Genomic DNA, 12,747 nt, shown 5'->3' with positions numbered 1-12,747 from the left:
GGGCTCCCTGCAGCCATCGACTAACACCGAACGCCAAGACGCTGAGTGGTCAACAAACTAAAAAACTCAAAGCCCGTCGCGGGGACGGGCTTTGAGTTCGGGGTTATTATCCTTGAGCCAAGCGGAGATAAGTCTGGTAGCGCTCCTTGGCATCTTCTTCCGCCTTGGCGAAGAGCTCTTCCGCCACATCCGGGAACGTTCTCCGCAGGGAGGCATAGCGCACTTCGCTTAACAGGAAGTCCCGGAAGGATGCGGTAGGTTCCTTGGAATCCAAGCTGAAGGGATTCTTTCCTTGCTGCTTCAGCTCGGGGTTGTAACGGTACAGGTGCCAGTAGCCTGCTTCGACGGCTTTGGCCATTTGTTCTTGGGACTTGCCCATGCCGGCGTAAATACCGTGGTTAATGCAGGGCGCATAGGCGATGATTAAGGACGGTCCGTCATAAGCTTCAGCTTCGGTGATGGCCTTGAGCAGCTGGTTCTTGTTGGCGCCCATGGCTACCTGGGCCACGTAGACATAACCGTAGCTCATGGCGATCATGCCCAGGTCTTTCTTCTTCACCCGCTTACCGGAAGCGGCAAACTTAGCCACTGCCGCCGTCGGGGAAGCTTTGGAAGCCTGACCGCCGGTATTGGAGTACACTTCGGTGTCGAAGACCAGCACATTCACGTCTTCACCGGAAGCCAGCACGTGATCCAATCCGCCGAAACCGATATCGTAGGCCCAACCGTCGCCGCCGACGATCCAGACGGATTTCTTCACCAGGTAATCTTTCTTCGCCAGGATTTCTTCCAGTACCGGATTCCCGGTCGCGTATTTCTCCAGCAGCGGCACGATGGCTTTAGCCGCGGCTTTGGACGCTCCCGCATCTTTATAGCCGGCTAACCAAGCGGAGAAGGCTTCCTTCAATTCAGCCGGAATGTCGCTGTCCATCGCCTGCTGCATCAGCTCAGCCAGGCGCTCTCTCATCTGCTTTACAGCCGTGGCCATGCCGTAACCGAATTCCGCGTTATCTTCAAAGAGGGAGTTGGCCCAAGACGGCCCTTTGCCCTCGGCATTGGTGCAGTACGGCGTTGACGGTGCGGACGCGCCCCAAATGGAGGAACAGCCGGTAGCGTTGGCAATCATCATCCGGTCGCCGAACAGCTGGGTAATGAGCTTGATATACGGTGTCTCGCCGCAGCCGGCGCAAGCCCCGGAGAACTCCAGGTAAGGCTGGGCAAACTGGCTGCCTCTGATGGTAGTGAGGCTGAGGAGGTTATCCTTGACTTTCACCGTCATAGCAAATTCCCAGTTGGGTTGTTCCCTATCCAACTGCGTGCCCAGGGGCTCCATGACCAGGGATTTTTGCTTGGCCGGGCAAATATTGGCGCAGTTGCCGCAACCCGTACAATCTAACGGGCTCACCTGGATCCGGTAGGACAACCCTTCCAGCTGCTTGCCGGTAGCTTTCACCGTCACAAAACTGCCGGGTGCTTTCCGGGCTTCCTCCTGGTCCAGCAGGAACGGCCTAATAGCCGCGTGGGGGCAGACAAAGGAGCACTGGTTGCACTGGGTGCAGTTTTCCGGTATCCACTTCGGCACCTCAATGGCAATACCGCGCTTTTCGTAGCGGGAAGTGCCCATCGGGAAAGTACCATCTTCCCTGCCCACAAAGGTACTGACAGGTAACTTATCCCCTTCCTGACGGTTCATGGGGATCAGGACCTGGGAAATAAACTCAGGTACTTCTTTCGTGACAGCCGCTTCCTCTTGGGCCTCCGCCCAGTGAGCGGGAATGTCCACTTTTATTAAAGCGTCAATGCCGCGGTCGACGGCCTGTTCGTTCATCTGAACGATGTGCTCACCCTTCTTGCCGTAGGTATCCCGGATGGCCTCCTTCATGTACTTGACGGCGTCGTCAATGGGGATCACGTTGGTGAGCTTGAAGAAAGCCGCTTGCATAACCATGTTAATGCGCCCGCCTAGGCCGATTTCGCTGGCGATCTTCACGGCATTAATAATGTAGAAATTGATCTTATGCTGGGCCAGGTACCGCTTCATAGCGGCGGGCAGGTGCTCTTCCAATTCTTCCGGCGACCAGGTGCAGTTCAGGAGGAAAGTGCCTCCTTCTTTCAATCCTGCCAGCACATCGTAATTGTAGACGTAAGATTGGTTGTGGCAGGCGATGAAGTCGGCCTGGTCAATGAGATAGGTGGACTTAATGGGCTTTTTCCCAAACCGCAGGTGGGAAATGGTCACACCGCCGGACTTCTTGGAGTCATAAGCGAAGTACCCTTGCGCATACAAGTCCGTATTGTCGCCGATGATCTTGATGGAATTCTTGTTGGCGCCCACCGTACCGTCGGAACCGAGGCCCCAGAACTTGCAGCAGATGGTGCCTTCCGGTGCCGTGTTGACTCCCAACACGGGCTGCAAGGACAGGTTGGTCACATCGTCTTCGATACCGATGGTGAAGCCGTTTTTGGGCTCTGCTGCCTTCAAGTTTTCATAAACAGCCAGGATTTGTGCCGGGTTGGTGTCCTTGGAACCCAAGCCGTAACGGCCGCCGATGACCAGCGGGGCATCCTCTTGACCGTAGAACAGGGCCCGGACATCGAGATATAAGGGCTCACCCAGGGAACCGGGCTCTTTGGTGCGATCCAAAACGGCAATCCGCTTCACCGTCTGCGGCAGCACATCGAAGAAGTATTTAGCAGCAAACGGGCGATACAGGTGCACTCTAATGAGACCGACTTTTTCGCCACGGGCCAGGAGATAGTCGATGGTTTCTTCGATGGTTTCGCAAACGGAACCCATGGCCACGATGATGTATTCCGCATCCGGGGCGCCGTAGTAGTTGAAGGGGCGGTAATCCCTACCGGTCAGCTCCCCGATTTTTTTCATGTAATCCGCTACAATGTCGGGAACTTCATCGTAGAATCTATTGGCCGCCTCTCTCCCCTGGAAGTAAATATCCGGGTTTTGCGCGGTGCCCCTGGTGACCGGTTGCTCAGGTCTTAAGGCCCGCTGGCGGAATCTTTGCAAGGCTTCATGATCGACTAATTTGGCTAGTTGGTCATATTCCAGCACTTCAATCTTTTGCTCTTCGTGGGAAGTGCGGAAACCGTCGAAGAAGTGCAGGAAAGGAACACTGGACTTAATGGCAGCTGCGTGGGCGACGCCGGCCAGATCCATGACTTCCTGGACGCTGCCGGAACACAGCATGGCAAATCCTGTCTGCCGGCAGGCCATCACATCCTGGTGATCACCAAAAATGGACAAAGCATGGGCGGCTAACGCCCGCGCCGATACATGGAAAACGCCAGGCAGCAGCTCACCGGCAATCTTATACATATTGGGAATCATCAAAAGCAGTCCTTGTGAAGCAGTGAAAGTGGTGGTCAATGCTCCCGCTGCCAGGGAACCATGCACTGCCCCGGCGGCACCGGCTTCTGACTGCATTTCTTTCACTTCAACCCTTTGGCCGAAAATGTTCTTGCGCCCGTGGGCACTCCACTCATCCACCAGTTCGGCCATGGGCGAAGAAGGGGTAATAGGGTAGATGGCTGCGACTTCCGTAAAGGCATAGGCCACATGAGCCGCAGCGGTGTTACCATCCATGGTCTTTAACACCTTAGACATGACTCTCTTCCTCCTTAATGAAAAAAATAACTAGCCAAAACATGCCCCTTGCAATCAACCATTCATCGAAATGTTTCTACCACTCACCATCAATTTGCTACCACTCACAGTGTAATATTTATGAGAATCCTTGTCAACTATGTCAGAACAAGCTGCACTTATTAGAAGATTCCCTATTTTCGCACAAGAATCCTGCTTAATGGAGAAAGAAATTGCAACCGGCAAAAAGACCCATCAAAGAAGGCCGGTACCCCACCACGGGGCAACCGGCCCAGCCAAACATCTATCTAACTATGCTTTTCATTCATTACCTTTTCCACAGCCCGGACAATGTTCTGGTAACCGGTGCAGCGGCACAAGTTCCCGGTCATCCCCTTCTTGATTTCCTCCCGGGTCAGCTTTTCGCCGCTTTCCACCAATGCCGTGGCCGACATGACAAAACCGGGAGTGCAGAAGCCGCACTGGATGGCCCCTTCCTCCACAAAGGCCTGCTGGATCCGGGACAGGTTGCCGTTCCGCTCTTCCCCTTCAATGGTGCGCACTTCCTTGCCGTCAGCCCAGATGGCCAAGTAAATACAGGAATCTACGGTTTCCCCGTTGATGATCACCGTGCAGGCGCCGCACTCTCCTACTTCACAGCCTTTCTTGGTACCGGTAAGGTGCAGCCGGTTCCGCAGTACTTCCAGCAAGGATTCCCGCACATCGACGGTTACCTTTACCTCTTTACCGTTGACTTTGAAAGCAATTTCCTTTGTCTGCATTAATATTCACCCCCGGCATTGCTAAAGGCTTGTCTGAAAGCTCGCTTGCTCAGCTCTTCCACCAGCTGCAGCCGGAACTCCCGCGAGGCCCGCCAGGATGTCCTGGGGTTGACTTGCTGCACCGCGGCCTTGGCAAATTCCTCTACCAGCTCATCGCTGAAAGGCTTTCCTTTTGCCACTTCTTCCGCCGCCGGTACCCGGATGGGAGTAGGAGCGGCGACTCCAAAAGCTAGGCGAACGTCTTCCACGATATTCTTGTCCTTAACTTTACAGAGGACGGCGCAGCCTAAAGTGGCGATATCCATGGCTTTTCTCATGGCATACTTGATATACTGGCCGCCAAACCCGGCATAATTATCCCGGCTGATTAAGATGTGGGTCATGACATCATCATACTCAAGGGCCACCTTGCCCGGTCCCAGGTAAAACTCCTGGATCGGCACCACTCTGGTCCCCCGGCTGTTGACAATCCTGAGCTTGGCATTCAAAGCAAACAAGGTAGAAGCGCTGTCCGCCGAGGTGGCTCCGTTGCAAACATTCCCCCCGATAGTACCCATGTTGCGCACTTGAGGACCACCGACGGTTTCCAAGGCTTGAGCCAGGAAGGGCAGGTGTTCTTTCACAAGGGGATCCTTAATGACCTTGGTAAAAGTGGTAGCTGCGCCGATGGCAATGGTTCCTTCCTCATCCATGGTCACACCGGTCAATTCCGGTAGACCATGAATACTGACCAGGTCCCGCCCGGCCAATTTGCCTTCCCGGACCTGGATGAGCACGTCGGTACCGCCGCAAATCAACTTAGCACCCGGATTGGCCACTAAGAGTTCAATCGCTTCTTGCACGGAATGAGCTTCGAAAACACGGCCTGTATCAAACATAGTTCCACCTCCCTAAATCAGCCCTGCTGCTTTGAATTTCTCAACCAGTCTTTGCGGGTTCATGGGCAGTTCGTTGATTTTCACTCCGGTTGCATCCAAAATGGCATTCCTGATGGCCGCCATGGGAGAAATGGCCGGTGTCTCACCGATGGCTTTTGCCCCAAAAGGTCCGGTTGGTTCATAGGTTTCCACAAACTCCACACCGATATCGGGCGTATCCATAATGGTACCCAGTTTGTAATCCAGCAAGTTGGGGTTTAACGGCCTGCCTGTTTTGGGATCAATGAGCAGCTCTTCGGAAAGAGCCTGGCCGAGGCCCATGCTGACCCCGCCGTGCACCTGTCCTTCCGCCAGCTGGGGATTGATGATCTGCCCGCTGTCGTGGATATTGTAGATTTCCAGGATCTCCACTTTACCCAAGGGCATATCCACTTCCACTTCCACAAAGGTGCACCCAAAGGGGAAGCTGCTGGACTTGCAGTTATCCGTAACATCGGCGGTGATTGGATCGGAAGTTTCCGGATCATAGTAAGCGTGCATGGCCGCATCCTCGACGGGCATGACCCGTTCCTGATTGTTGGCGTATACCACCCAGCCGTCCACAATATCAAAAGCGGAGGCAGGAATACCCGTCATGATATGGACTCTCTCCAGCACTTTCCGCTTGATCTCCCCAGCCGCTTTGACAACGGACCGGCCGCTCACGTAGGTTTGCCGGGACGCGTAAGACCCGGTATCGAAAGGACTAACATCCGTATCCTGAGTAGACACAATATGAACCATATCCACCGGGAGCCCGATGGTGTCAGCCACCATTTGGGCAAAGATGGTATCAGAACCTTGCCCGATCTCGGTGGCCCCGATTTGCAGCTGTACGGAGCCGTCCTGATTCATCACGATCCTAGCGGCACTGTTTTCAAACAGGGGGTAGCGACCGGAATTGTAGCTGAACACAGCCATGCCCAGCCCGCGGCGCTTCGGCCCGGTCTGGTTCTTGTAAAGGGCTTTCTTTTCATCCCAGCGGATTAACTCTTTACCCCGCTTGATGCACTCCCGCAAGCCGTTGGTCCGGACAATGTTACCCGAAAGCGGGTCTTGCCAACCTTCTTGCACCAGGTTCTTTTCCTTGAACTCAATCGGGTCCATGTTCAAAGCCCGGGCGACATCTTCCATGTGGGATTCCATGGCGAAGTTAACCTGCGCAATTCCATAAGACCGCATGGCACCCGTGACCGGTGTGGTGGTGTAGACGGTGGTCGCCTTGTACCTGATGGCTTCATGCTGGTACAGGTGCCTGAACTTGTTGCCGGCGTTCCCGATTACGTCGTGCCCGTGGGAGGCATAGCCTCCGATGGCGGAAACGGCTACTAATTCTCTTGCCACCACCGTACCGTCTTTCATGACGCCGGTCCTGATCTTGAAATCAATCGGGTGACGGGTTCTGGTGGCATAGAAAGTTTCTTCCCGGGTATACTCCAGTTTGACTACCCGGCCGGGAAGCTTGGTCGCCAGGAAGGCGTTCAGAGGCTCCGTCAAAGCGTCTTGCTTGTTGCCGAAGCCGCCGCCGATATAAGGCTTGATCACTCTAACCTTGCCCCAGGGAATCCCTAAGGCTTGCGCCACAATCCGGCGAATGATATGGGGAATCTGAGTAGAGGATACCACGACGACCCTGCCGTCGCTTTCCTGATATGCATAGGAAATCGGGCATTCCAAGTGGCAATGCTGGACCCGCTGGGTCTTGAATTCATCTTCAAACACATAATCGGCCTTTTTGAAGGCGGCATCCAAATCGCCCCAAGACCATTCCGTTTCCTTCAAGATGTTGCCGGTCCCTGGGTGGAGTTCTTCCACCCCTTCTTTCAAAGCGTCTTCCACGGTGATGATGGGTTCATACTCTTCATACTCGACCTCAATGAGTTCCAGTGCCCTTTTCGCCGTCAATTCATCGACGGCAACCACGGCGGCAATTTCATCACCGTAAAAACGGATGCGCCGTGTCAGCAAATTGCGGTCGGCAATGTCCCGCTTGCTGGGATCCAGGTGCCAGGGGTGGCCGGCGGTCGGGAAGCAGTGTTCCGGCACATCTTCATAGGTGACCACCAGTTCGACCCCGGGTAAGGCCCTTGCCTTGGAAACGTCAATCCTTTTGACCCAGCCATTGGCAATTGTGGAGCGAAACACCTTTGCTACAAGCACATCCCCACTGACTAAATCATCCACATACTTGGCTTGTCCGCGGACCTTGGCCACTGCATCAACCCTTTGGACGCTCTTGCCAACGGTATGCATATTACTCCTCCCCCTTCATCATGAAATTTCTTGGCTGAACACCAACAGCAGCAAAGAATCTAAAAACCCTAGACTTGGAGATATGAGAGACACACTTCGGTATGCTCTCATAGCCTAGGGCAAGTTACGGTTGCCTGGTAGAGACGCCTGGTCCATATCACCAAGCTTATATGAGAACAAGAACAATAAACATATCCTCTTTTTCTCAATAAATATTATAACTTATCTTTTTCCGCCATTTCAACGACAAATTACAGGTAGACTTATATTTTCCCCCTTATCCTTAAGTATATATTTATCCAGAATTAGGAACAATGCCCACCGCCGCGGCACAGGTGTCGCTCCGACATCTCCGTCAATTTACCTTGTAGGTAGTCCTCCACTGCTTGCTTTACCGTACTTTCCCGTCCCAAAAACACTTTGATGCCGGCCTGCTGGAAGCCCATTCTCGGCCCATGCCCCATGCCCCCGGAGATGATGACGTCAACCTCCTGCTCAGCCAGCATTTGCACCGGCACTAAACAACCGCCCCCGGCATGGCCCGGATTAGACAGGTTTTGCTCCCGGACTATTTGACCTTCCTCCACATCGACCAGCACAAAAACATCACAGTGGCCAAAATGGGCTGACGTTAAGGCATTTAACCCGCCGGGATGCACCGCCGGCACCGCTATCCTTTGTTTACTCATATCAACTCATCCTTTCTCCACGTTTTTACCCTTATTATAATAGAACGACGTTTTAATATCAAATGTTTGTGTAAATAAAGTTAAATAAGATTATTTAATAAATCTATAAAACCTCCCCTGTTTCACTGGAAAAGATGTCCCGCCGGCAAAAACTTTGTCCGGGCAACGTTTGCGGGCAAAAGGGCAGGCAGCCGCCGGTGCAAAGCCCTAATAGCGTCAAACCAAAGGGACCAGGACTTGACCGGCTCAGGATTTATTGTAATATTTGGTGATAAATGAAACCTTTTGACAGGATATGCAGTCTAAAGATGGCATGGATTGATTTGGAGAAGATGCGAGGAGGAAGATTAGTTGAAAAAATTCATTCTGACGACCGTTATGGCGGCGCAAATTGCTTTCTGCTTGGGAGCCCCGGCGCAGGCTGAGCCGGGCGAAAGCAAGCTGTTCATCGATCAAAACGAGGCCCTCGTGGCCGGTGAAATACATACTTTGGAAGTCCCGCCCCGGGTTTGGCAAGGCACCACCATGCTTCCCCTTCGCTTTGTGGGGGAAAACATTTTAACCGCACAGGTCCACTGGGACCAGGCCACCAGGACCATTACCATGAGCAAGGACGGGACTATGGTCCAACTGGTGCTGGACCACCCCCAGGCTTCCGTCAACGGCCGGCCGGTCACTCTAACGGTGCCCCCCTTTACCGAAAAGGACCGGACCCTGGTGCCCCTGAGATTCCTGGCGGAAACTTTCGGATACGAAGTCCATTACGATGCCCGGGAGAAATCTATTCTCTTGCGCCGGGCCCTGCCCCCGGTAGCCCAGTTTGAGCTTTCCCAGGCGGAAATTATCGCCGGGCAAAAAATCTGGGCGGAGGATTATAGTTACGATCCCTACGGATACCCCATCACGGAGCGGAGATGGCGCATTAACCGGGATCCCAAACTGACTTCCAGCTCGTTGGCTTCCTTTTTCACTACACCCCCCGCCGGGGAATACATCATCGGCCTGCAGGTGAAAAACAAAGCCGGTGCCTGGAGCGAATGGGTGGAAAAGACCCTCATCGTTAGACCCAACGAGGCACCCAGGATCGTTGAGTTCAGACCCATCGCACCGGAAATCGATCCGGGGGAGAACCTTGCCTTTCGCTACCGGGCCGACAATGAGCCCTGGGAGGAGATTGTGGAAGAGCGCTGGCGTTACCGCCACCTGGACGGGGACATTGCCACCGCCGGCAAACCCCGCTCTTTTTTCCAACCCGGCACCTATGAAGTAACCCTACAAGTCAAGGACGCCTACGGGAACTGGAGCGAACCCGCCAGCACCCATGTCACGGTCACGGACCGGGTGCGGGAGAAAGAACTGGTCTACAAATTCAAAAGACCGCTCCCAGGCGAAATCATCGACAACGTAGCCCTGGTCAACTATAATGAACTGGCGCCGGAAACCAACTACCGTTCTTGGGTGGGCGGCCCCACCTTGCTTTTGAGCAACAGCCCGGAGGCGGTGCCGGCGCCGGGCATCCTGTATCGGGATAAGGTGTCCGGTGCTTTCCGGGTCATGTTTCACCATAAGAATAGCACGGACATGGTAGACAAGCTGTTAGTGGTGGCGGAAAACCAGGGGCCAGAGCCGGTCACTTTGATCCTGAAAAAGACCGCCGCGGCCGGCCCCAACAACGATGTCATGCACCTGGGCCAGTTGGTAGCCCTTAATTACCTGGCGGCACCGGAGCAAAACAAGCCGGTCGTGATCTTGCCGGGAGAAAAACTCCTGTTATATCAAAGCCCGGGTACCGGTTGGAAAACAGGCCAATCCATTACCGGTATGTTTGATCTGGACAGCGACGGGCCTTTGAGCATCGCCGTCGCCGCCCTCGGACCCGATGACACCCTGGCCCGGCTTGAGTTCTTGCCCCTGCTGCCGCGGGATGTACACGCCCGGGGTACTTTCACCAATCCTGACCGGTGGGTGGAGATTTATGTAAGCCCGGAGGGTCCCAGGAAAATAGAGATAGGAAAGGACCAGCAAGGATTTGAGAACTGGTTGGTGGGCTATGATGCTTTAACGGGAGCTCCCGTGGTGCATAAGGGCAACTACGGTGCCGTGTATTACCTCACTTTCCACGCCGTAAACCACACCGGAGTGCTGCTGAATCCCCGCGGTTTGACCTTCAAGGGGGCCTTTATGGGCTTCGACGGCAACTCCTACAAAGCACCCGCTACCGACGGCTTTTACGGTTCCAGGAAGGCGGCGGTGGTGGGCGTGATCGAGCCGGGACAACCCTCCCAGTTCGTGTACACGCCGCCCAACGGTTCCGACGCCCCGGTGATTCTGGGCCTCATCCCGGAAGAGTTCTGGCCTGATTTCTAGGAGCTTCCACTTTCCACCATGTTTATTATCACCGCAGGGGGATATAATGGGAATGTTTAAAACTGCAGGTAATGCATGACTGGAGGTTTGCCATGCCTACTTCGACCCCGAAACAAGCCAACCGGCTCATCAATGAAAAATCCCCCTATCTACTGCAGCACGCCTATAACCCGGTGGACTGGTATCCTTGGAGCGAAGAGGCTTTTGTCAAGGCCAGGACGGAAGACAAGCCCATCTTCTTATCCATCGGCTACAGCACATGTCACTGGTGCCATGTGATGGAGAGAGAGTCTTTTGAAGACGAAGAGGTCGCGGCACTGCTCAATGAACACTTTGTAGCTATCAAAGTGGACCGGGAGGAAAGGCCGGACATCGACACCATCTACATGCAGGCCTGCCAGGCCATGACGGGGCATGGGGGCTGGCCCTTGTCCATCTTCATGACCCCGGACAAGAAACCCTTTTACGCGGGCACTTATTTTCCCAAAAACAGCCGCCATGGCATGCCTGGCTTTATCGACCTGCTGCGCACCATCAGCCGGGTTTGGTCCACCCGGCGTCATGAACTGGAAAGGATCAGCGAAGAAGCCGCCCGGGCCATCAGTGAAGCGAGCCGGCACCGGGGCGGCCGCAAACCGGACCGGAGCATTCTAGACCGGGCTTACCGTATCCTGCAAAGATCCTTTGACCCGGAATACGGCGGCTTTGGGCCCGCGCCCAAGTTCCCCGTGCCCCATAACCTGCTGTTCCTGCTGCGCTACTGGCGATGGACCGGCGAAGAGCAGGCCCTGTCCATGGTGGAAAAAACTCTGACATGTATGTACCGCGGCGGCATTTATGATCACCTGGGCTTTGGCTTCAGCCGCTATTCCACCGATGGCCGGTGGCTGGTACCCCATTTCGAAAAAATGCTTTACGACAACGCCCTCTTGGCCTGGGCTTACGGCGAAGCCTACCAGGCTACCCAGAACCCCTTCTACGCCAGGGTTGTGAGAGAAATCTTCACTTATATCTTCCGGGACATGACGGACCCGGAAGGGGGCTTTTACGCGGCGGAAGATGCAGATTCCGAAGGAGAGGAAGGCAAGTTCTACGTGTGGACCCCGGTCGAGGTAGAACAAGTTTTGGGTCCGGAATTAGGCCGGGAGTTCTGCCAAGCTTATGATATAACCCCTCAGGGCAACTTTGAAGGAAAGAGCATCCCGAACCTGATTAACTCAGGTACCGCCGCCGGTTTGGAACAAGCCCGGGAAGCTCTCTTTAACGCCAGGCAGAAAAGAGTTCGTCCTTTTAAGGATGACAAGATCCTGACCGCCTGGAACGGGCTCATGATTGCCAGTCTAGCTATTAACGGCCGTATATTGGGTGAACCCCTCTACGCGGAAAAAGCCGCCCGGGCAGCGGATTTCATCCTCCGCCGCTTGCGCCGCCCGGACGGCCGCCTGCTGGGCCGTTACCGCCAGGGGGAAGCCAAAGAGCTGGGCATTGTCGATGATTATGCCTTCCTCATTTGGGCCCTCCTGGAGCTTTTTTTCACCACCGGCGGGAAGAAGTACTTAACTCTCGCTTTAGAACTCAATGAAGACATGCTCCGGCTCTTCTGGGACGACGAAGGGGGCGGCTTGTTCCACTACGGCCGGGATGGGGAGCAGCATTTTGCCCGCCCGAAAGAACTCTATGATGGAGCCCTCCCCTCCGGCAATTCCGTCGCCGCCTATAACTTGATCCGGCTGGCCCGGCTCACGGGGAATGAACAGCTGCAGGACATCGCCCGCCGGCAGTTGGAAGCCTTCGGCGGCACGGTAGCGGAAGCCCCATCTTACTACAGCTTTTTCCTCCTGGCGGTGCTGCTGGAGGAAACACCGCCGGTGGATCTGCACATCATTTACCCTGGCACGGCGGGCCAACCCGAAGACATGCTGGCCCTGGTCCGCAATCGCTATGCCCCTGACATGCTGACCCTCTGCTTGCCGGAGGATGAGGCAGAAAACCTGAGCTCTCTGGTACCGTCCTTGCAAGGCCGGCATGCTCTGGGCGGCCGGGTAACGGCTTACTTGTGCCGCAACTATGCTTGCCAGGCACCGGTCCATACCGCCGCGGCATTAAAAAACATTTTGGAAAAGGAGGATTAAAGTGTT

7 protein-coding genes and 1 riboswitch are annotated in these 12,747 nt (G+C 54.8%); of the genes, 2 read left to right on the top strand and 5 right to left on the bottom strand.

Annotated features, from left to right (window positions below; all coding sequences use genetic code 11):
- Positions 1-106: 106 nt before the first annotated feature.
- The 5 genes from nifJ to GXX34_06545 form a co-directional block, all read right to left on the bottom strand.
- On the bottom strand, positions 107-3,622 hold the full coding sequence (nifJ, locus tag GXX34_06565) for a pyruvate:ferredoxin (flavodoxin) oxidoreductase (GenBank protein ID HHW07175.1): 3,516 nt from the start codon (positions 3,620-3,622) through the stop codon (positions 107-109).
- Positions 3,623-3,909: 287 nt separating this feature from the next.
- The gene (locus tag GXX34_06560; protein ID HHW07174.1) at positions 3,910-4,383 is read right to left on the bottom strand and encodes a (2Fe-2S)-binding protein; all 474 of its coding nucleotides are present in this window, start codon (positions 4,381-4,383) and stop codon (positions 3,910-3,912) included.
- A complete protein-coding gene (xdhB, locus tag GXX34_06555) occupies positions 4,383-5,261 on the bottom strand; it encodes a xanthine dehydrogenase FAD-binding subunit XdhB (protein HHW07173.1) in 879 nt (292 codons plus the stop codon). The genes GXX34_06560 and xdhB overlap by 1 nt, the downstream gene beginning before the upstream one ends.
- Before the next feature lie 12 nt (positions 5,262-5,273).
- Complete coding sequence (gene xdhA / locus GXX34_06550) at positions 5,274-7,553, bottom strand: xanthine dehydrogenase molybdenum-binding subunit XdhA (protein HHW07172.1); 2,280 nt, start codon at positions 7,551-7,553, stop codon at positions 5,274-5,276.
- Between the two features lie 90 nt (positions 7,554-7,643).
- A riboswitch (purine riboswitch) is annotated at positions 7,644-7,747 on the bottom strand.
- A gap of 111 nt (positions 7,748-7,858) precedes the next feature.
- Entirely contained in the window at positions 7,859-8,242 is a 384-nt protein-coding gene (locus GXX34_06545) for a dinitrogenase iron-molybdenum cofactor biosynthesis protein (protein HHW07171.1), read from the bottom strand.
- Between the two features lie 351 nt (positions 8,243-8,593).
- Between GXX34_06545 and GXX34_06540 the strand changes: the two genes are divergently transcribed.
- Together GXX34_06540 and GXX34_06535 are read left to right on the top strand one after the other, a co-directional pair.
- Entirely contained in the window at positions 8,594-10,609 is a 2,016-nt protein-coding gene (locus tag GXX34_06540) for a hypothetical protein (GenBank protein ID HHW07170.1), read from the top strand.
- A gap of 92 nt (positions 10,610-10,701) precedes the next feature.
- Complete coding sequence (locus GXX34_06535; protein ID HHW07169.1) at positions 10,702-12,741, top strand: thioredoxin domain-containing protein; 2,040 nt, start codon at positions 10,702-10,704, stop codon at positions 12,739-12,741.
- Positions 12,742-12,747 lie beyond the last annotated feature (6 nt).

Source organism: Clostridia bacterium (assembly GCA_012840125.1).
GTDB lineage: Bacteria > Bacillota > DULZ01 > DULZ01 > DULZ01 > DULZ01.
The sequence above is the reverse complement of the archived record's forward strand: the minus strand, read 5'-3'. Positions and strand labels throughout refer to the sequence as shown.

Coding starts and splice junctions, on each gene's coding strand:
- xdhA (HHW07172.1), bottom strand. CDS start 7,553: ATGCATACCGTTGGCAAGAGCGTCCAAAGGGTTGATGCAGTGGCCAAG.
- nifJ (HHW07175.1), bottom strand. CDS start 3,622: ATGTCTAAGGTGTTAAAGACCATGGATGGTAACACCGCTGCGGCTCAT.
- GXX34_06560 (HHW07174.1), bottom strand. CDS start 4,383: ATGCAGACAAAGGAAATTGCTTTCAAAGTCAACGGTAAAGAGGTAAAG.
- xdhB (HHW07173.1), bottom strand. CDS start 5,261: ATGTTTGATACAGGCCGTGTTTTCGAAGCTCATTCCGTGCAAGAAGCG.
- GXX34_06545 (HHW07171.1), bottom strand. CDS start 8,242: ATGAGTAAACAAAGGATAGCGGTGCCGGCGGTGCATCCCGGCGGGTTA.
- GXX34_06535 (HHW07169.1), top strand. CDS start 10,702: ATGCCTACTTCGACCCCGAAACAAGCCAACCGGCTCATCAATGAAAAA.